Annotated in this window: 19 protein-coding genes; 7 read left to right on the plus strand and 12 right to left on the minus strand. The window is 64.9% G+C overall.

Going from position 1 to position 17,972, the window contains the following annotated elements:
* Positions 1-2: 2 nt before the first annotated feature.
* Together ACMLHG_RS05600 and ACMLHG_RS05605 are read right to left on the minus strand one after the other, a co-directional pair.
* On the minus strand, positions 3-1,514 hold the full coding sequence (locus tag ACMLHG_RS05600; protein ID WP_417169843.1) for a protein-disulfide reductase DsbD family protein: 1,512 nt from the start codon (positions 1,512-1,514) through the stop codon (positions 3-5).
* 15 nt (positions 1,515-1,529) lie between these two features.
* Positions 1,530-2,003, minus strand: coding sequence for a thioredoxin family protein (locus ACMLHG_RS05605; protein WP_417169844.1), 474 nt, complete (start codon positions 2,001-2,003; stop codon positions 1,530-1,532).
* A 275-nt stretch (positions 2,004-2,278) separates the two neighbouring features.
* Between ACMLHG_RS05605 and pepD the strand changes: the two genes are divergently transcribed.
* Positions 2,279-3,733, plus strand: coding sequence for a beta-Ala-His dipeptidase (gene pepD, locus ACMLHG_RS05610; protein WP_417169845.1), 1,455 nt, complete (start codon positions 2,279-2,281; stop codon positions 3,731-3,733).
* Here pepD and ACMLHG_RS05615 read toward each other — a convergent pair.
* From ACMLHG_RS05615 to lnt, 4 genes are read right to left on the minus strand one after another with little or no spacing between them, the layout of a single operon-like run.
* Positions 3,699-4,151: a DUF2059 domain-containing protein gene (locus tag ACMLHG_RS05615; RefSeq protein ID WP_417169846.1), complete on the minus strand. Its 453-nt coding sequence runs from the start codon at positions 4,149-4,151 to the stop codon at positions 3,699-3,701. The two genes, pepD and ACMLHG_RS05615, sit on opposite strands and share 35 nt — an antisense overlap.
* Positions 4,148-5,002: a damage-control phosphatase ARMT1 family protein gene (locus ACMLHG_RS05620; protein WP_417169847.1), complete on the minus strand. Its 855-nt coding sequence runs from the start codon at positions 5,000-5,002 to the stop codon at positions 4,148-4,150. Before ACMLHG_RS05620 ends, ACMLHG_RS05615 begins: the two co-directional genes overlap by 4 nt.
* Before the next feature lie 2 nt (positions 5,003-5,004).
* Positions 5,005-5,502: an HIT family protein gene (locus tag ACMLHG_RS05625; protein WP_417169848.1), complete on the minus strand. Its 498-nt coding sequence runs from the start codon at positions 5,500-5,502 to the stop codon at positions 5,005-5,007.
* A complete protein-coding gene (gene lnt / locus ACMLHG_RS05630; RefSeq protein WP_417169849.1) occupies positions 5,499-7,223 on the minus strand; it encodes an apolipoprotein N-acyltransferase in 1,725 nt (574 codons plus the stop codon). Before lnt ends, ACMLHG_RS05625 begins: the two co-directional genes overlap by 4 nt.
* 188 nt (positions 7,224-7,411) lie before the next feature.
* Between lnt and nadB the strand changes: the two genes are divergently transcribed.
* Genes nadB through ACMLHG_RS05645 form a run of 3 tightly spaced genes read left to right on the plus strand, consistent with a single transcriptional unit; the run spans position 7,412 to position 11,707 of the window.
* The gene (gene nadB, locus ACMLHG_RS05635) at positions 7,412-9,064 is read left to right on the plus strand and encodes an L-aspartate oxidase (RefSeq protein WP_417169850.1); all 1,653 of its coding nucleotides are present in this window, start codon (positions 7,412-7,414) and stop codon (positions 9,062-9,064) included.
* A 10-nt stretch (positions 9,065-9,074) separates the two neighbouring features.
* Positions 9,075-10,364 carry a polynucleotide adenylyltransferase PcnB gene (pcnB, locus tag ACMLHG_RS05640; RefSeq protein ID WP_295808307.1) on the plus strand — a complete coding sequence of 430 codons (1,290 nt, stop codon included), beginning with the start codon at positions 9,075-9,077 and terminating at the stop codon, positions 10,362-10,364.
* Positions 10,361-11,707 (plus strand): glycoside hydrolase family 10 protein, encoded by a 1,347-nt coding sequence (locus ACMLHG_RS05645; RefSeq protein ID WP_417169851.1) that lies wholly within the window; start codon positions 10,361-10,363, stop codon positions 11,705-11,707. Before pcnB ends, ACMLHG_RS05645 begins: the two co-directional genes overlap by 4 nt.
* A 17-nt stretch (positions 11,708-11,724) precedes the next feature.
* On the opposite strand, the gene ACMLHG_RS05650 is transcribed toward ACMLHG_RS05645, so the two are convergent.
* The 6 genes from ACMLHG_RS05650 to ACMLHG_RS05675 are packed head-to-tail and all read right to left on the minus strand — an operon-like array spanning position 11,725 to position 14,664.
* Positions 11,725-12,291 carry a hypothetical protein gene (locus ACMLHG_RS05650; RefSeq protein WP_294434710.1) on the minus strand — a complete coding sequence of 189 codons (567 nt, stop codon included), beginning with the start codon at positions 12,289-12,291 and terminating at the stop codon, positions 11,725-11,727.
* Positions 12,292-12,293: 2 nt separating this feature from the next.
* Positions 12,294-12,650 carry a hypothetical protein gene (locus tag ACMLHG_RS05655; RefSeq protein ID WP_294434712.1) on the minus strand — a complete coding sequence of 119 codons (357 nt, stop codon included), beginning with the start codon at positions 12,648-12,650 and terminating at the stop codon, positions 12,294-12,296.
* Positions 12,647-13,231 carry a sigma-70 family RNA polymerase sigma factor gene (locus ACMLHG_RS05660; protein WP_294434714.1) on the minus strand — a complete coding sequence of 195 codons (585 nt, stop codon included), beginning with the start codon at positions 13,229-13,231 and terminating at the stop codon, positions 12,647-12,649. Before ACMLHG_RS05660 ends, ACMLHG_RS05655 begins: the two co-directional genes overlap by 4 nt.
* A 31-nt stretch (positions 13,232-13,262) precedes the next feature.
* On the minus strand, positions 13,263-13,685 hold the full coding sequence (locus tag ACMLHG_RS05665; RefSeq protein ID WP_417169852.1) for an NUDIX domain-containing protein: 423 nt from the start codon (positions 13,683-13,685) through the stop codon (positions 13,263-13,265).
* Positions 13,686-13,689: 4 nt separating this feature from the next.
* Positions 13,690-14,331 carry a site-2 protease family protein gene (locus ACMLHG_RS05670; RefSeq protein ID WP_417169853.1) on the minus strand — a complete coding sequence of 214 codons (642 nt, stop codon included), beginning with the start codon at positions 14,329-14,331 and terminating at the stop codon, positions 13,690-13,692.
* 6 nt (positions 14,332-14,337) lie between these two features.
* Positions 14,338-14,664 carry a hypothetical protein gene (locus tag ACMLHG_RS05675; RefSeq protein ID WP_295808296.1) on the minus strand — a complete coding sequence of 109 codons (327 nt, stop codon included), beginning with the start codon at positions 14,662-14,664 and terminating at the stop codon, positions 14,338-14,340.
* A 139-nt stretch (positions 14,665-14,803) separates the two neighbouring features.
* Here ACMLHG_RS05675 and ACMLHG_RS05680 point away from each other — a divergent pair, with 139 nt between their 5' ends.
* The 3 genes from ACMLHG_RS05680 to ACMLHG_RS05690 all read left to right on the plus strand — a co-directional run bounded on the left by ACMLHG_RS05680 (position 14,804) and on the right by ACMLHG_RS05690 (position 17,795).
* Positions 14,804-15,655 (plus strand): rhomboid family protein, encoded by an 852-nt coding sequence (locus tag ACMLHG_RS05680; RefSeq protein ID WP_294434721.1) that lies wholly within the window; start codon positions 14,804-14,806, stop codon positions 15,653-15,655.
* Positions 15,656-15,659: 4 nt separating this feature from the next.
* A complete protein-coding gene (gene queA, locus ACMLHG_RS05685) occupies positions 15,660-16,724 on the plus strand; it encodes a tRNA preQ1(34) S-adenosylmethionine ribosyltransferase-isomerase QueA (RefSeq protein WP_417169854.1) in 1,065 nt (354 codons plus the stop codon).
* A 90-nt stretch (positions 16,725-16,814) separates the two neighbouring features.
* Positions 16,815-17,795 (plus strand): peptidylprolyl isomerase, encoded by a 981-nt coding sequence (locus ACMLHG_RS05690; RefSeq protein ID WP_417169855.1) that lies wholly within the window; start codon positions 16,815-16,817, stop codon positions 17,793-17,795.
* Positions 17,796-17,972: the final 177 nt, after the last annotated feature.

Here is a 17,972-nt window from a genome sequence, read left to right on the forward strand (position 1 = left end):
CCTCAGGGGAGGGGTTCGGCGATGACGAAGGCGGGCAGCCCCGGAATCTTCCAGTGCTCCAGCACCCGCCGGATCGCCGGGTCGTTGAGATTCTCCGCCTGGAACTTCACCACGACGAATTTCTCCAGCGCCTTCTTCACCTCAGGCTGCGGGAAGACCTCGCGCTCCATCGCGCGGCAGTTCTTGCACCAGGTCGCCCAGAAGTCGATCAGAAGCGGTTTGCCGGAGCGGCGGGCTTCGGCGATTCCGGCTTCCAGCTGGGCGGCTTCGGCTTCGGGGGAGAACTTGCCGGGCAGCAGGGTGTATCCGGTCCAGCCGTAGTAACAGGCCGCGGCGAGAATGATGACGCCGAAGAGGGTTTTGACCGCCACCATGAAGGCGCCCGGTTTCGGCAGGACGCCGAATCCGGCGCCGGCCAGCGGCCACGGCAGAGCCATGCCGACGCCGAGCAGGAAGGGGAGCGCCAGCGCGAAGTAGTTCCCCGCCTGGTACCGTTCGGCGGCGAAGAGCAGCACGCCGATCACCACCGGGGCGACGCAGGCGCCGGCCAGCAGTGCGGCGAGCGCGCCCATGACGAAGGCGACGACGGTTTTGCCGCCCTTGATCCGGCTCGGCTTCACATTGAGTTTTCCGGAGAGGTCGACGTTGAACACCCCGAACATCGCCAGTGCGAGAATCAAAAAGACCGCCGCAATGACGAAGTTGAACCAGCTCGAGGCGTTGAGCGAGCCGAAGCGCGCCCCGGTGAGGATGACCGCCAGTCCGAGGATGCCGTAGGCGGCGGCCATGCCGGTGCCGTAGGCGAGGCCGCGCCGGAATCCGGTGCCGCGCCCGGCGCCGTCCGCGCCGATGATGGCGAGGTTGACCGGAATCATCGGCAGTACGCAGGGGGTCAGGTTCAGCCCGAGCCCGCCGAGCAGGGTGAGGAGGATGATCCACCAGATTCCGGCGCCGTGGAAGAGCGGCTTCTCCTCCGGAGCCGCCCCGCCTTCGGCGCGGTCGAGGAAGCGCAGAAATCCTTCGGCGGAGAGGGTGCCGGTGGTCTGGCGGAGCGTCTTCAACCGGTCGAGTGCGAGCGGCGCATCGACGGCCTGGTCGAGAAGTGTTTCGGCGGGCGGGGTGCCGCCGGCGAGGGTGAGATCCTCCGGCATGTAGCACATGGCGGGTTCCCCGCCGTTCGCGCTCCGGCATCCCTGGTAGGAGACCGTCGCCCGGAAGGGCGGGACTCCCTCGAAGAGCCAGACATGTTTCCCGGCAGGGTAGATCTGTGTCGCGCCGAAGAACTCATCGTCGTGACCGACCGGTTTCGGCGCCGTTTTCGGCGAGAGGGTTTTGCCGTCCGCGCCGGAGACCTGAATCTCCAGCGTTCCGGCGTAGAAGTAGTGCTGCGGGGCGACGGTCGCGGTGATCGTCAGCCGGGATCCCTCCGTTTCCGCCTTCCACTCGAAGGGGGCGGCGGTCACGGCGGCGGCGGCGAACAACGCGCCCAGCAGGGAGAAGAAGCGGTACAGCATGCAAAGCTCCCGGGATTATTTTTTCGCCTTGTCCAGCTTCTGGACCTTTTTCGCCAGCTGTTCGATGTCGCGGATGTATCCTCTGGCGTTGCGGGCGGTCACTTTGCCGATCGTTTTGCCCTGTGCGTCGAGCAGCAGCGACGTGGGGTAGCCCCTGACGCCGTATTTCTCTCTGAGCTTCTTATTCTGCTCGGTGAGCTTGGCGTCGAGCTGTTTTTTGCGGGGGAAGTCCAGATAGAGCAGTACGACGTTCTTCTCCGCGAACTTCTGGAACGAGGAGTCCTTCAGCACCTTCTTCTCCAGCTGGACACAGTAGGGGCACCAGTCCGAACCGGTGAAGAGAGCGAGCACCGGCCGCTTCTCTTTGGCGGCGCGGGCGAGTGCCGCGTCGTAGTCGGTGCCCCACCCTTTGGGCACATCCGCGGAAAAGAGCGGCAGCGCCACGACGGAAAGCAGTGCGAGCAAAACAGGGAAAACCATCTTCTTCATGTTCATCTCCTCCTGATGTTGGCTTGTAGCGATGAGAAAGAAAAATACTCTGTTCACACTGTAGCATCGGTTTGCTTTTTTTCAAGATACAGTTTGCCCGGGATGCGAAAATAAGCTATATTACGCAAGAGCGTGCAGAGGAGGGCCGCCCACGCGCTTTTTCGGGGAATGACGGAACAATGACGGATAAAGAACGGAAAAGTGACGGATGGGTCTGTTTTTTTCTGCAAGAACTTGCTGCAAAACAAATTCCGATATTACAGGAGGCCGTTTTTATGAAAAAACTTGATTCACTTTCGCCCGCGCCGGTATGGGAAATTTTCGAGCTGATCTGTTCGATTCCGCACCCCTCCGGGCACGAGGCGGCGCTGGCGGAGGCGCTCTCCGCCATGGCCCGCGAACGGGGGCTCGCCGTCCGGCGCGACACGGCCGGAAATCTCCGGATCGACCGTGCCGCCGCGCCGGGATTCGAATCGGCTCCCGCCGTCCTGCTTCAGGCGCACCTCGACATGGTGCCGCAGACGGCGCCGGGGGTGAAGTTCGACTTTCTCACCGACCCGATTCTGCCGGAAATCCGCGGGGAGTGGGTGGTCTCCGGCGCCGGAACCACCCTCGGCTCCGACAACGGAATCGGGGTCGCCGCCGCGGTGGCGCTCCTCTTCGACCCGGCGTGGCGCGGCGGCGCGCTGGCGGGGGTGTTCACCGTCTCCGAAGAGGTGGGGCTCAACGGCGCTCTGGCGCTCTCGCCGGAGATGCTCGAAGGGACCTATCTGCTCAACCTCGACTCCGAAGAGGAGGGGGAGCTCTACCTCGGCTGTGCCGGCGGCGCCCGGCTGACGCTCACCTTTGACGCGGCGTTCCGGCCGGTTCCCGCCGGGATGACGGGAGTCCGCTGCACGGTCGGCGGCATGGCCGGCGGACACTCCGGCTGCAACATCGCCGACCGGCGCGGCAACGCGATCCGCCTGCTCGCCCGCCTGCTGAAAGAGTCGCCCGAACTTCAAATTGCCTCGTTCGACGGCGGCACCTGCGACAACGCGATTCCGCGCGAAGCGGTGGTTTCGGGCGCTCTCCCGGCGGAGACGTTCGAGAGCTTCCGCCGCCGGGCGGAGGCGTTCGAACGCGAGGCGGCCGGGGAGTTCGACGCGCCGCCGGAGTTCCGGATCGAGGTGGAATCCGCGCCTCTGCCGGAGCGGGTCTGGACCGAGGAGTTCCGCGACCGGATGCTCGATGCCCTCACCGGCTGCCCCGACGGTCCGACGGCGTTCGATTCGGCGCTCGGCGTGGTGCGGACCAGCTCCAACCTCGCCGCGGTGCGGAGCGAAGGGGAACGCCTTGTCGTCGCCACCAGCCAGCGCAGTCAGATCGACGCCGAACGCGCCGCATTGACCGAAGCGATTGCGGAACGGTTCCGGGCGGCGGGGGCGACGGCGTCGGTGAGCCACGCCTATCCCGGCTGGGAGCCGCGGCTGGATTCGCGGCTCTTCTCGACCGCGGCGTCGCTCTATCGCGAACTCTTCGGGAGGATGCCGGAGCCGAAGGTGATCCACGCAGGGCTGGAGTGCGGCATCCTCTCCGGAATCAATCCGAAGCTGGAGATTCTCTCCTTCGGCCCGACGCTGGAGAATCCGCACAGTCCGGGCGAACGGCTCGACATCGCGTCGGTCGGCCGCTTCTGGAAATTTCTGCGCGAACTTATTTTGCGGTTGCAGAGCTCGCCGCGGCCTTGAGCTCCTTCTGGAGTTCGGGGAGCCCCTCGGAGAAGCGCCGGTTGGTGATCTCCGAGAGGGCGGCGCCGATCCGGGCGTCGGCCTGCGCCTTCTTCTGCCCGAGCGGGGTGCGGTAGAAGGCGATCAGCGCGCGGAGTTCGTCGGTGGTGTAGTTTTTGAGGTAGATCCCGGCCAGCTCCCCCTTGAGCGCGTCGAAGGCGAAGCATTTGCGCACGAACCGCTCCACCGCCGGACGGGTGGGATCATCCGGCGCGGAACCGAGCTGGCGGAGCGACGCTTCGACGGTCGCCTCCAGCGCCTGCCGGGTGCCGTTGATCTGCAGCAGCTCTTCGGCGAGGGCGCGCGCGTCGCGGCCGGCCGCGGCGGCACAGCAGCAGAAAAACAGCGCCGCCGGAAGGAAAAGAAGTCGTTTTTTCATAAGTTTCTCCCGATGATCTGAATCGAGCCGAGCGGACGGTTGAGCCGTTCGGCGACCACTTTGCACTTGACCCGGAGCAGGAAGTAGACCGGGCGGGTGAACTCCTCGTCGAGCGATTCGAAGTTCCCCTGCCCCTTGGAGATGACCAGGTCGGCGCGGGAGAGCGCGTCGAGGATCTCCGGCGAACTGTGGCGGAGCGACACCCCCGGCGCGCAGTCGCCGGTGTCGATGATCGGCGCGAAGTCGATTCCGGAGAGTTTCGCCTCCCGCCGGGTGACGTCGTTCAGCACCGGAAGCCCCCGCACGCCGATGGTCAGCTTGTCGGCGTAGGGCTCCATCAGCAGCCGGTCGACCACCGCTTCGCCGCAGTTGTCCAGCATGTAGAAGATCGACTTCGCCCAGTCCATCCGGCGCTTCAGATCGGCGCATGCCTCGCGGTCGAACGGCAGGTCGAACACCTCGCGGATTCCGGCCTCGGCCTCCAGCAGATTGAATTCCGGGTTGACGCCGTAGTCGATGATGTTGCCGCCAATCGCCAGGCGCACCGCCGCTTCGAAGGGGGCGCTGCTTTCGGCGACGAGCTGCCGCAGTTCGGGCAGAAGCTCCAGCCCGAGCTGTGTGGATCTGTCCTTGACCTCCCGGTAGGCGTCCTCGATGCCGGAGACCTCGTTGACGATCCGGTTGAAAAAGCTGGCGAACTCCGGCGGGGTGGTCCGGTCGTCGGCGTCGACCACCTTGCGGAGCATGCGGCGCACCAGTTCGTACTGCCGGTCGAGGTCGGGCGTGGCCATCTTCGCCAGGCGGGAGAGCTGTGAAAGAATGCAGGGGTAGCAGTCGATTTGAACTCGCATGGTCACGCCTCCGGCCAGTGTTGTTTCAGCAGTTCCGCCGTCGCCTCGAGCGCCTCCGGCACACAGCGGATGTCGGCGAGGACCGGCATGAAGTTGTTGTCGCCGTTCCAGCGCGGCACGATGTGCATGTGCAGGTGGTCGGCCACGCCGGCTCCGGCCGCCTTGCCGATGTTGCAGCCGATGTTGAACGCTTCCGGCGCCATCGCCCGGCGGAGCGCCTCTTCGGCCGTCGCGCAGAGATCGAGAAGTTCCGTCCGCTCCTCCCGGGTGAGCAGTGCGAGGTCGCCGACGTGCCGGTAGGGGGCCGCCAGCAGATGCCCGGTGTTGTAGGGGTAGCGGTTGAGCATGACGAAACAGTGTGTTCCGCGATGGAGGATCAGCGGCTCCTCGGGCCGGTCTCCGGGCTCTTCGCTGCCGCAGAGAAAACAGCGCTTCTCCTTCGGGCCGCGGATGAATTCGATGCGCCACGGCGCCCACAGCGGTCGGTTCTCTTCTCTCATGATGTCGATCCTTGTTGCCTGGCAAGTCGCAGGAGGCGCTCCTTGCGTTTCCGGTATTGAATCAGCGCGACGGCGGCGTGGAAGACCACGAGCGCCGCCAGCACTGCGATGAACCATTCGCCGTGCCGGACGAAGAAGGTCTCCGCCGGTTCCGGCTCGACGCCGACTCCGACGGTGGCGATGCCGCGGCCGCGGCGGAGTTCGAGCCGCGCTTCCGGACCGGGCACCTCCAGAATCTGGGTGAACTCTCCCAGCGGCGTCACCACGCCGGAGCCGCCGTTGTTGCCGCAGCGGACCATCGGCAGGCCGGTTTCGACCGCGCGCATGACCGCGTTGGCCAGGTGCTGTTCCGGCTCGCTGCTGACGGGGTACCAGGCGTCGTTGGAGAGCACCACCAGTACGTTGGCGCCGCGCCGGGCGAACTCGCGGGTGAGGTAGCCGAACACCCCTTCGTAACAGATCGCCGTTCCGGCGCGGACGTCGCCGCGCAGCCGGACCGGATTCGGGTTGACTCCCGGCGTGAGGTCGCGGTTCATATCCACCGCCCGGATCAGGAACTCCGGCAGCAGCGAACGGAAGGGGATGTACTCGCCGAACGGCACCCGGTGAATTTTGTCATATTTGTGACGCAGTTTCCCGTCGGCGGAGAAATAGAGCGCGCTGTTGGTCACGCCGGGAGGGCCGCCGCCGGGGAGCGTATCTTCGAAATCGATCGAACCGATCAGCATCGGCAGTCCGGTCCGGGCGATCAGCCGGGCGACGCCGAACCGGAAGGAGGCGCTCACCGGATGGGTCGAGCGGAACGGCACCGGCACCGCGCTCTCCGGCCAGACGATCAGCTCCGGTTTCGGCGCGAGCTGCGGCGCCCGGCAACTGAGGGCGAGGTAGACGTCGAGCGCCTCCTGCGCCTCGGCGAGCGAGGCGTTGCGCCGCTGGGAGATGTCCCCCTGCACCAGCGCCGGGAACCAGTTCGGGCGGACCGGTTCGTACTGCACGATTCGCAGGAGGCCGCCGAGCATCGTCAGCGTGAGAAGGAGCAGAACTGCGAGCATCACCCGCAGTCCCGGCCCGCGGAAGCGGGTGCGGCAGGCGGCGAAGATTCCGGTGTTGGCCAGCGCGACGAGAAAGTTCACGCCGTAACTGCCGGTCAGCGCGGCGATCTGGAGCATCGCGGTGTTGCGCCACATGGTGACGCCGAGATCGTTCCAGGTGAAGAGGCGGGAGCGGGTCCACTCCAGCAGCGTGAAGAGCGCGGCGCTGCCGGCGGCGAAGAGAAGCAGCCGGAAGAACGCCGCGGAGGAGTGGAGAAACTTCTCCCGCGCGGCAAAGCCGCCATCCTCCGCGCCGGCCGGGAAGAGGCTGTTCCGCCAGAGCCACGGCAGCGCCGCCGCCCAGACCGCCGGCCAGAGCGAAATGACCGGCGCGAGCAGCCACGGTACCGCCGGGTGGATCTCCCGCAGGAAGCGGAAGGCGAAGAGCGCCCACCCCAGCCCCCAGAGCCATCCGGCGAACGCCGCCGCGCGCCAGGAGCTGTTCACTGCGTAGAGCAGAAGCGGCACGAGAGTGAGGAAGGCGAGGAGATTCCAGTTGAGAGGCGGCAGGGCGGCCGCGTAGAGCGTTCCGCCGAGAAAAACCAGCAGGAGCCGCAGCAGGCGGCACTTCCGGGAGACCCGCGCCGATTCGTCGGGCGGATCGCCGGCGCCGGCGGGGGGCGAAATCATGAAAATATCGGGTAAATGCGTCATTGCGATTCAAAAATTATTGAAATCATGGTGCTTTTGGTGTAATTTACTACACATTTACAACCGAGGCAATTTCAAAAGCCGGTTTCGCATACATTTTTTTCCGGATTTCGACAGGCGCGGAGCCCGCTTTTGAAAGTTGCCTCACAACTGCGGGAATTGGAAAAATGAGAATCAACGAAACGGTGCAGTTCGACCACATCGTGGTCGGCAGCGGTCTGGCGGGGCTCTCCAGCGCCCTCCATCTGGCGCGCTCCGGGCGGAGCGTGGCGGTTTTGACCAAGCGGGAGATCTACGAGTGCAACAGCCGTCTCGCCCAGGGCGGCGTCGCCTGCGTCATGGACCGGCTGGATTCCTTCGATGAACATGTCAAAGATACTCTCACGGCGGGGGCGGGGCTCTGCGACGTCGGCGCGGTCCGCACCATCGTCGAAGCGGGGCCGGCGGCGATTCAGGAGCTGATCGAGCTCGGGGCGAAGTTCACCACCCGCGGGGAGCTCGGCTACACCGACGAGGCCGAGGAGTTCGACCTCGGCCGGGAGGGCGGCCACCACAAGCGCCGGATTCTCCACGCCGGAGACATCACCGGCGCGGAACTCGAACGGGTGATGATCGAAGCGGTCCGTTCGATGCCGAACATCAAGGTGTTCGAATACCACGTCGCGATCGACCTGGTGGTCAGTTCGCGGCTCGACCTCGGCGGCCCGAACCGCTGCTTCGGAGTTTACGTGCTCGATGTGAAGAGCGGGAACATCCTCACCTTCCTCGCGCCCTCCACCACCATCGCCTGCGGCGGCGCCGGCAAAGTCTATCTCTACACCAGCAATCCGGATGTCGCCTGCGGCTCCGGCATCGCGATGGCCTACCGGGCCGGGGCGAAGATCGCCAATATGGAGTTCATCCAGTTCCACCCGACGATTCTGTACCATCCGACCATCCGTTCGTTCCTGATCAGCGAGGCGCTGCGGGGCGAGGGCGCGGTGCTCAAGTGCCGCGATTCGCGCGACTCCGAGCCGGTCGAATTCATGCAGAAGTACCACCCGATGAAGAGCCTCGCGCCGCGCGACGTGGTCGCCCGCGCGATCGACTCCGAAATGAAGCGCACCGGTGAGGAGTGCGTCTATCTGGATATCCGCCACCTCGACGAGACGACGCTGCGCCGCCGGTTCCCGAACATCTTCGCAAAGTGCCTGGAGGCGGGCATCAACATGGCGCACGATCTCATTCCGGTGGTGCCGGCGGCCCACTTCGTCTGCGGCGGCATCAAGACCGACGTCAACGGCGCGTCGAGCATTCAGGGGCTCTACGCGGTCGGCGAATCCGCCTGCACCGGACTGCACGGCGCGAACCGTCTGGCGAGCAACAGTCTGCTTGAAGCGCTGGTGGTCTCGCGCTTTGCGGCGGCGGACATCAACGCCCGGTTCGAGGAGTTCCGCCAGGCGCGGCCGAACACCGACGCCGCGCTCAACTGGATGACCGGCAACGCCACCGACTCCGACGAGCAAGTGGTGATCGCCCACAACTGGGATGAGATCCGCCGCTTCATGTGGGACTACGTCGGCATCTACCGCACCAACAAGCGCCTGGAGCGCGCCAAGAACCGGATCAAGCTGATCCGCAAGGAGATCGAAAAGTACTACTGGGACTTCCTCGTCACCGCCGACCTGGTCGAACTGCGGAACATCGCCACCGTCGCCGAACTGATCATCGACAGCTCGCTGAAGCGCCATGAGAGCCGGGGACTTCACTACAACGCGGACTACCCCTACCGCGATCCCGAACTCGACTGCGTGGACACCATCATCCAGAGGGAGCTGTGACGTGCCTGCGATGAAACATGAACTCCCGGTTGAGAACCGGGTGATCGAACTGATTTCCACCCTGCAGGGGGCCGGGTTTGAGGCCTATATCGTCGGCGGCGCAATCCGCGATCTGCTGCTGGGCCGCCGCCCCAAGGACTACGACATCTCGACCGCGGCGACGCCGGAGGAGGTGCGCAACGTCTTCGGCCGCCGCTCGGCCCGGATCATCGGCAAGCGGTTCCGGCTGGTGCACGTCCGCCACGGCGGCGAACTCTTCGAGGTGAGCACCTTCCGTCGGGCTCCCTCTCCGGAGAGCGCGGCGGTGGGGCCGGACGGGCGGAAGCACGAGGAGCTGCCGGAGCACATGATCCTCTCCGACAACTCCTTCGGCACCGCCGAGGAGGATGCCTGGCGGCGCGACTTCACGGTCAACGCGCTCTTCTACGACCCGGTCCGGTCGGAACTGATTGACCACACCGGGCAGGGGATCGACGACATCCGCTCCGGGGTGGTGCGGGCAATCGGCAATCCGCGCCTCCGCTTCGAGGAGGATCCGGTGCGGATGCTCCGCGCGCTCAAGCTGGTCGGGCAGTATGACTTCTCCTTCGACGCGGCGACGGAAAACGCGCTCTTCGCCATGCTGCCGCTGATCCGTCACGCCGCGCCTTCACGCCTTTCGCTGGAGCTGGAGAAGATCCTGAGCTCCAGCTACGGCGACAAGCATCTGCTCGCCTTTCACGACTATGGCCTTCTGGAGTATTTCCTGCCGGAGATCGACACGGCGTGGGGCAGCCCGGTCTGCGAATATGCGCTCAACCTCTTCAACGAGCGGAACTGCCGGGTGGCCGAGGGAATCTACCGCAACAGCATCTCGCTGGCGATGGCGACGCTCGCGCTGCCCTTCGTCGAACAGCAGTGCGGCAGTCCGGTCGGCACGCTGTGGAAGAATTCGCCCGACGCGCGGGCCGCGATTGCCGGCGTGCTGGACCGGCTGTTCCGGCCTCAGACGATGATGAACCGCATGACGCTTTCGGCGGAGCGGGTGCTTCAGCTGCAGGCGCTCTTCGGCGAACCGAAGAGCCGGCCGGAGCAGTTGATGGAGAGCCGCTCCTACGCCCATTCGCGCGAACTTCTGCTGATCCGCACCGCGGTTCAGGAGGGCGACGTGGCGGAGCTGGAACGGCTCTGGCCGCCGGTCGGAGCCCGCCGTCGCGGCGGTCGTAACGACGGCCGGAATGCGGAGGGCGAAGGGGGCGGAGGGCGCCGGCCGCGCCGCCGCCGCCACCGTTCCCGCCGGGGGAAGGAGCCGGAATCGTGAGGCGGCTCCGGCGGTTTGCCGCACTGGTGCTGCTGCTTTCGGCGGGGCTGTTCCCCGTCCGCGGCGGCGCGGAGGTGCTGAACGACCCGACGACCGGGCGTCCGGTCCGTTACGCCGGGAAATTCTCCTCTGCCAGAGTGACGCTGCCGGACCACTACCGCGCCAAAAGCCGGGAGTTCCGCGGCGTCTGGGTGGCGACGGTTGAGAACATCGATTTTCCGCGCCACGCCGACGCGGCCTCCTTCCAGCGCGACTTCATCCAGCTGGTGGAGAATCTGCGCAAGGCGAACTTCAACGCGATCTTCTTTCAGGTGCGGCCGATGTGCGACGCCTTCTACCCGTCGAAACTCAACCCCTGGTCGCGCTGGATGACCGGGCAGGAGGGGCGCAGTTACGGGTCGTTCGACCCGCTTGCCTTCATGGTGGAGGAGGCGCACCGCCGCAATCTTGAATTTCATGCGTGGATGAATCCCTACCGGGTGCACGGCGGCACGCCGCTGCGGCGGAATGCCTATCTGCGGACGCTTGCCCGCGGCAGTTTCGCCCGGCGGAATCCCGCTCTGGTGCTGGAGTCGAAGCTCGCCAACGGCCGCTATTCGCTCTTTCTCAACCCCGGGGAGCCGCAGGTGGTCCGCCACATCGTCGATTCGGTGAAGGAGATTCTGGCGCGCTACCCGGTCGACGCGATCCATTTCGACGACTATTTCTACTTGTACACCGACATCGGCAACATCGACCAGGCGACCTTCCGGAGCCGGAATCCGCGCCGTCTTTCGCTCGCACAGTGGCGGAGGAGCAACGTGGACAACGTCATCTACGGGGTGCGGCAGGCGGTGGATGCGAGCAACCGCGCGACCGGACGGCGGGTCGCCTTCGGGGTCAGCCCCTTCGGCATCTGGGCGAACAAAAGCCATCTCGCCTCCGGTTCGCTCACCGGCGGGAAGGAGTCCTATTTCGCGCAGTACGCCGATTCGCGCGGCTGGGTGAAGAAGCACTGGGTGGATTACATCGTGCCCCAGATCTACTGGCCGTTCTCGCACGACGTCGCGGCCTACGCGGCGCTGACCGACTGGTGGAGTTCGGTGGTCGCCGGAACCGGAGTCAATCTCTACATCGGCCACGGCGTCTACCGGCTCGGCTCCGGCAGAAGCTGGCCGGCGCGGGAACTGGCCGATCAGCTCCGCTACAACAGCGCCCGCCCGGAGGTTTCCGGCTCGGTGCTCTTCTCCTACCGCAGCGTCTTTCTGCCGGCCAATGCGACGATGAAGGAGGGGGTGAACCGGGCGCTGCGCACCTACTGGAGAGCGCCCGCTCTGCGGCCGCTCTACCGCAATCTGCGCTGACGGCCGCGGGCGGTCGGCTATTTGTGGTGTTTGCTGAGGGCGTGTTCCACCATGGCGGCGACGATTTTCTCGGTGTTTTCCGCACGCTTGTTGAGTTCGGCTTCCAGCCGGATGGCGCGGCGCTTCATCTCCTCGAGCTGGCGGCGGTTTTCATTGAGCCGCTGTTCGAAATCGGTGCGCGCGTGGGCGGTGAGTTTCGCTTTGACGGCCTCCTTTTCCTCCTGGGAGGAGGCGGCGTGATAGGCGGCGATCAGACGGCGGAACTCCCGGTGCCGGGCCTGCTCCACCTGCCGCATCGCCTCCGCCTTCTCCTTGAGCACGGAGCGGAATTTCTCCGGATCGGAGCTCTGGAGCCGGAGGAGCTCCTGACGCTCCTTTTCGCTCAGGTTGGCGAAGACGCGCCACATGCGCGGACCGCCGAAGCGGGGACCGCCCCCTTTCTTGGGTTTTTCCACTTCCGGAGGCGGAGGCGGCGGAGGGCCTGCCGGTTCCTCCGGCGGAGTTTCCGGCGCAGGAGCCGCCGTCGCTGTTCCGGCGAAGAGGATCAGGCCTGCCAGGAGAAGCAGGAGGCGGTGAAATTTCATATTCAGTTTCCTTTCATCATGTTGAGACCGGCAAGTTCCGAGAAGGCCTGCCGCCCGCAGTAGAGTTCGAAATTGAGGTTGTAGTTCTCCTGCTCGACTTTGCTCCAGTCGTTGAGGGCGAGCAGCTCCTGCGTTTCGGCGGCGCGGACGTCGTCCGCTGCCGGCTGGAACCAGAAGATGCCGGAGCCGACGAGCAGTGCCGCGGCGGCCGCCGCGGCTCCGGAGAGGCTCCAGCGACGGAAAACCCGGCGGAAGCGAAGTTTCTTCGCCTCCTGGCGCGCCGCCGCAAGAATCCGCCGGTCAAGGGCCGCCGGAACCTCCCGGCGAATCAGCGATTCGTAGTGTTCAAACTCTTTCATAGGACACCTCCCCGGTCGATTTCCCGGATCAATTTTCTCAAATTCCGGATCGCGTACTGCATTCTGCCGAGCACGGTATTGATCGAGCAGTTCTGAATCTCCGCGATCTCCTTGAACGCGAGATCCTGCTGCCGGAGCAGGAAGACTTCGCGCTGCTCCTCCGGCAGCCGGGCGACAGCATCGGCGATCACCTTGCCCACCTCGCCGGAATCCAGTTCGCTGACCGGCTCCATCGCCGCCGGACCCGGCATATCCGGGGTGGTTTCGGCGTCGAGCGGAACCGCCCCCTCCCGCTCCGGCCGGAGTTTCCGGATCCGGTCGATGAAGATGTTGCGGCCGATGCGGAAGAGCCAGGCGCTGAACCGGCCGTCGTCGCGGTATTTCGGCAGCTTTTCAATCACCCGCAGCCAGGTCTCTTCGAAGACCTCGTCCACCTCGGCGGAGTTCCCCGGAATCAGATTGTTCAGGAACCCGTACAGCTGGCGGCGGTATCGGTGATAGAGAACTTCAAACGCCGCTTCATCGCCGCCGGAAAACGCCCGGATCAACTCCATGTCTCCGGCTTCCTCGACCGTCTTCATCTGGTTGTTTTCTCTTGTCTGTTTCATTGGTTTAACGGATGGGCGGGGCGGAAAATTGTACGGGCCGCTGGAAATTCGTCAAAAAATTCCACACCGGCCGGTCCGGAGCAAGCAGCTCCTCCGGCGGCGGTCCGGCGAGTTCCACCCAGCGGTACTCCTGCCCTTCGCGGCAGACCGGAACCGCCCCCGGGGCGAGCAGGGCGCGGAGAAAGATCAGCTCGATGCCCCCCCGTTCCGGCGCCGTGACCAGCCGGTAGAGTTCGTCGCCGGGAGTGATCGCAACGCCGAGCTCCTCCTCCAGTTCGCGGCGCAGCGCCTCGGCGGGAGTTTCGCCCGGTTCGATTTTTCCGCCGGGGAACTCCCAGCCGGCGGGCGGCTTCCCGGCGGGACGGGAGGCGAGCAGCACCTTCCCTGCTCTGCGGATGACGGCGGCGGCGACGTGAATTCTGCACATGATTCTACCCCGGAAAGTGTTCGGTAAGCGATTGCAGCAGGAAGAGCAGATTTCCCACCAGAAACGAACCGATCGCATAGAGCTGGTCGATGAAGACGAAGAGCAGCATGATCATCACGAAGAAGGCGCCGCGCACCGCCTCCGAACTCTGCCGGACGAAGCGCGGGAAGAAGTTTTCGAGGATGTACCAGCCGTCGAATCCGGGCACCGGGAAGAGGTTCAGCAGAAAGAGCACCACATTGAGTTCGCCCGCGTAATAGAGCATCTCCCAGGTGAATTCGGTCCCCAGCTGGAGTTTGAAGCAGACGAAGCAGAGCACGGTGAATCCGACGGCGAGCGCGAGATTGGTCGCGGGCCCGGCGAAGGCGACCAGCGCCGGGCCGTGACGGTGACGCATGAGGTCGTGCCGCACCGGCACCTGCCCCCACGCCAGCCCGAAGAAGGCGAAGATGATGAGCGACCACAGCCCCATCTGGCGGAAGGGGTTGAGCGTCAGGTGCCCGGCGTCGGCGGCGGTGGGATCCCCCTCCTTGAGAGCGATGTAGGCGTGCATGAATTCGTGACAGCAGATCGAGAAGATGACGATGAGGGCCACGGCGAAGAAGAACGGCGGGTTCTCCCAGAGCTGTTGGATGAAGAGCGACATGACTGGTTACACCTCCGATTCGTCGAGCGCGACCGGCCAGAACTGGAACGCGGGCGTCTCGTAGGGGTGGCTGGCCCGGAGCGCGGCGATGACGGCGCGGAGATGCTCGCGGGCGCAGATGGTTTCGAGCTTGACTTCGGGAACGGTTTCCAGCGTGCCGACCGAACCGACGGCGGGCGAACTGCCCGGCAGGGGCCGGAACTGCCCGGTTCCGGCGGTGGACCAGATGCAGCTGTCGTAATTGCCGAGGCGTCCGGCTCCGGCGGCGGCGATGGCGGCGCGGAGGGGTTCGGCGTGAGTGGCCGGCACGTAAATTTCGATCTTGAAAAACATGGGTTCCCCCGGTTGAAAAATGAAACATGCGGAATTTAGCACCGCACCGCCGGAAAATCAACTGGAATATTCTCCATAAATATGGTATATTACGAAATTCGACACGATTTTCGACGGTAATGCGGAGGAGAGCAACACCATGAGCCTGTTTGACCGTCCCTACATGCAGAACGGCGGCCGCCCCGCCGACAACGGCATGAACATGATCTGGACGCTGATCGCGATCAACGCGATCGCCTATCTCTTTGTAGCCCCGCCGGAATCGGCGGGATTTTTCCGGCTGGCGCTGACCAGCGGCGGCATCCGGGACTTTCACCTCTACCAGCTGCTGACGGCGGGATTCCTGCACGGGAGCTTCTCCCACATCTTCTTCAACATGTGGGGCGTCTACCTCTTCGGCACGCTGGTGGCGCCTCACATCGGCGGGAAGCGTTTTCTCGCGCTCTACCTGATCGGGGCGATCACCGGCAATCTGCTCTTTCTGCTCTTCAACTGGAACACACCGGCGATTCTCTGCGGCGCCTCCGGCGCGGTCTGCGCGATCATGATGGCGGCGGCGATGCTCGAGCCGAACCGGCGGTTCGTCATGATCTTCATGCCGTTCTTCCCCTTGAAGACGGCGACGCTGGTGATCTGCTACACCATTCTGGAGATCATCCTCGAAGTGAGCGGCGGCCAGAGCGGCATCGCCCACCTCGCCCACCTCGGCGGATTTCTCGGCGGATATTGCTTCTTGAAGGTGCTCTTCGGCAGTTCTCTGCCGTGGGATCCGTTCCGTCGCCGGGTGCGTCCGGGGGAGTGGAAGCGTCCTCCGGCGTGGAACGCCTCCCGCCCGGCTCCGGAGCCGCCGCCCGCGGGCGGGCGCGTTTCGCCGCGTGAACTGGATGCCCTGCTCGACAAGATCTCCCGCGAAGGGATCAACAGCCTGAGCGAATATGAACTCGCCCGGCTCCGGCAGGCGCGCGAAGAGATGCGCGGCGGCAGAGGATAATATTATGCTCAGCACTTCATTGTTCGACTACACGCTCCCGGAGGAGCTGATCGCCCAGTATCCGACGGAGCGGCGCGACGGCTCCCGGATGATGGTGCTCGACCGCCGCAGCGGAGCGTTCAAAATTCTCCCGTTTCCGGCGATCCGCGACTATCTCGAGGCCGGGGATGCATTGATCTACAACGACACCCGTGTTCTGCGCGGGCGGATGTACGCCCGGCGGGACGGGGATCCGGCCGGGGCGAAATTCGAACTTCTGCTGGTCGAGGCGCTCGACCCGGAGCGGCGGCGGTGGAACGTGCTGCTCCGGCCCGGCCGCCGCGCCCATTGCGGCACCCGCGCGGTGCTGCTCGACCACTCCGGCGAACTCAACGCCGACGGAGACAGCTTCACGGTCGAGGGGAGAAACAGCGACGGATCGTTCCGGGTGGAGTTCTCCAGCGCCGACTCCGACCGGTTGCAGATGCGCTACGGGCACATTCCGTTGCCGCCCTACATTTCGCGCGGCGACGAGACGGCCGACTCCGAACGGTACCAGACCGTCTACGCCGAGAAGGCGGGCGCGGTGGCGGCGCCGACGGCGGGGCTGCACTTCACGCCGGAGATTCTTGCTGACATCGCCGCGAAGGGGGTACGCGAGGCGGCGGTGACGCTCCACGTCGGGCCCGGCACCTTCAAGCCGGTTTCGGTGGAGAACGCCGAGGAGCACCAGATGCACTCCGAGGAGTACTTTCTCACCCCGGCGACGGCGGAGCTGGTCAATGCGACCCACCGGGCCGGGAAGCGGGTGCTGGCGGTCGGCACCACCACGGTGCGGGTGCTCGAAAGCTGTGCGGCGGAGGACGGAACCGTCGTCCCCGGGCACGGGAAGACGGAGATCTTTCTCTACCCGCCGCGGAAAATCCGGGCGGTGGACATGCTTCTGACCAACTTTCACCTGCCCAAGAGCACGCTTCTCATGCTGGTTTCCTGCTTCTGCGACCGGGAGAAGGTGCTGGCCGCCTACGCCGCGGCGATCGAGGCGAAGATGCGCTTCTACAGCTACGGCGACTGCATGCTGCTGATTTGAGCCGCTAAAATTCCTGTGCGGACTTGAGATCGACGGGAAAACGTGCTATATTGCCGTCTTGAGGAAAAGAAAAAACTCTTCGGTGGCGGCATGAAAATCGGTTGGCATATTCCGGCGTTTCTGGCCATGCTCGCGCTCCCGGCGGCTGCCGCGGATTACGAGCTGCGGCCGGACAGTAAACTGCAGATCAATTCCGTTCTCGCCTCGGTCAACGGCGAGCCGGTCAGTCTGGAAGACATTCTCCCCGCGACGCGTCAGCAGGAGTATCAGGCGTACGCGGCCTATTCCGGCGACCGGCTCTACGAGGCGATCCGGTCAATTCGCCGGAAGGCGGTGGACGACCTCATCAACCGCAAGCTGGTAATTGCGGACTACCGGCAGCAGCCGTTTGCGATACCCAACCAGCAGATCGAGGAGGAGCTGGACAACGTCGCCGAGCGGATGGGATACCGTTCGCGTTCGGAATTCATCCGGCAGGCGCGGCAGTCGGGCAGTTCGATCGAGCGGCTCCGCCGGCAGGTGGAGGAAAATATGATCTACCAGCTGATGCTCTACCGCCGGTATCAGATCGAGCAGAACATCACGCCGCGGGAGGTCTATGAGTACTATCAGCAGCACCGCGGGGATTTCGTGCGTCCGGAGAGCCTGGAGCTGGGGATGATCCTGCTGCCGGCGGATTCTCCGGAGCTGGAGGCGACGGCGGAGAAGGTCGGCGGGGAGCTGAAGGCGGATTCCGGCCGGTTTGCCGAACTGGCGCGGCTGTATTCCGCCGGGCCGGGGGCGGAGAACGGCGGCACTCTCGGGCGGATTGAGCGGCGGCGGCTCCGGCCGGAGTTTGCGGCGGCGATGCCGGATCTATCGCCGGGCCGGGTCTACGGGCCGGTGCGGACGGCGGAAGGGATTTTCTTTCTCAAGGTGATTGCGCACTTCCCGGAGGAGCAGTCGGATTTCCGCAAACTGGCGCCGGAAATCCGGGCCCGGCTGGAGGAGAACCGGCGCGAGAAGAGCCGGGAGCGTTATTTTGAAGAGTTGCGCAAGGACGCGGTCCTTCGTTACTTTTTCGGAAAGTGAATTGATTTTCCCGAAGCACGGGTTATATTCCGAATGAACATAGAACCAGAGAAGCAGAGCAGCCGGAGCGACGGATACGATGAAAATTTATTGTGAAGCATGCAAAAGCGTCTTTGAGGCGGAGCGTCCGGAAAACGGAACGCAGGTCGCCTGCCCGAAGTGCGGTGCAATGGTGAA

Origin of the sequence: Victivallis sp., assembly GCF_048170485.1 — a bacterium.
Taxonomy (GTDB): domain Bacteria; phylum Verrucomicrobiota; class Lentisphaeria; order Victivallales; family Victivallaceae; genus Victivallis.

Coding starts and splice junctions, on each gene's coding strand:
- ACMLHG_RS05600 (WP_417169843.1), bottom strand. CDS start 1,514: ATGCTGTACCGCTTCTTCTCCCTGCTGGGCGCGTTGTTCGCCGCCGCC.
- ACMLHG_RS05605 (WP_417169844.1), bottom strand. CDS start 2,003: ATGAAGAAGATGGTTTTCCCTGTTTTGCTCGCACTGCTTTCCGTCGTG.
- pepD (WP_417169845.1), top strand. CDS start 2,279: ATGAAAAAACTTGATTCACTTTCGCCCGCGCCGGTATGGGAAATTTTC.
- ACMLHG_RS05615 (WP_417169846.1), bottom strand. CDS start 4,151: ATGAAAAAACGACTTCTTTTCCTTCCGGCGGCGCTGTTTTTCTGCTGC.
- ACMLHG_RS05620 (WP_417169847.1), bottom strand. CDS start 5,002: ATGCGAGTTCAAATCGACTGCTACCCCTGCATTCTTTCACAGCTCTCC.
- ACMLHG_RS05625 (WP_417169848.1), bottom strand. CDS start 5,502: ATGAGAGAAGAGAACCGACCGCTGTGGGCGCCGTGGCGCATCGAATTC.
- lnt (WP_417169849.1), bottom strand. CDS start 7,223: ATGATTTCGCCCCCCGCCGGCGCCGGCGATCCGCCCGACGAATCGGCG.
- nadB (WP_417169850.1), top strand. CDS start 7,412: ATGAGAATCAACGAAACGGTGCAGTTCGACCACATCGTGGTCGGCAGC.
- pcnB (WP_295808307.1), top strand. CDS start 9,075: ATGAAACATGAACTCCCGGTTGAGAACCGGGTGATCGAACTGATTTCC.
- ACMLHG_RS05650 (WP_294434710.1), bottom strand. CDS start 12,291: ATGAAATTTCACCGCCTCCTGCTTCTCCTGGCAGGCCTGATCCTCTTC.
- ACMLHG_RS05655 (WP_294434712.1), bottom strand. CDS start 12,650: ATGAAAGAGTTTGAACACTACGAATCGCTGATTCGCCGGGAGGTTCCG.
- ACMLHG_RS05660 (WP_294434714.1), bottom strand. CDS start 13,231: ATGAAGACGGTCGAGGAAGCCGGAGACATGGAGTTGATCCGGGCGTTT.
- ACMLHG_RS05665 (WP_417169852.1), bottom strand. CDS start 13,685: ATGTGCAGAATTCACGTCGCCGCCGCCGTCATCCGCAGAGCAGGGAAG.
- ACMLHG_RS05670 (WP_417169853.1), bottom strand. CDS start 14,331: ATGTCGCTCTTCATCCAACAGCTCTGGGAGAACCCGCCGTTCTTCTTC.
- ACMLHG_RS05675 (WP_295808296.1), bottom strand. CDS start 14,664: ATGTTTTTCAAGATCGAAATTTACGTGCCGGCCACTCACGCCGAACCC.
- ACMLHG_RS05680 (WP_294434721.1), top strand. CDS start 14,804: ATGAGCCTGTTTGACCGTCCCTACATGCAGAACGGCGGCCGCCCCGCC.
- queA (WP_417169854.1), top strand. CDS start 15,660: ATGCTCAGCACTTCATTGTTCGACTACACGCTCCCGGAGGAGCTGATC.
- ACMLHG_RS05690 (WP_417169855.1), top strand. CDS start 16,815: ATGAAAATCGGTTGGCATATTCCGGCGTTTCTGGCCATGCTCGCGCTC.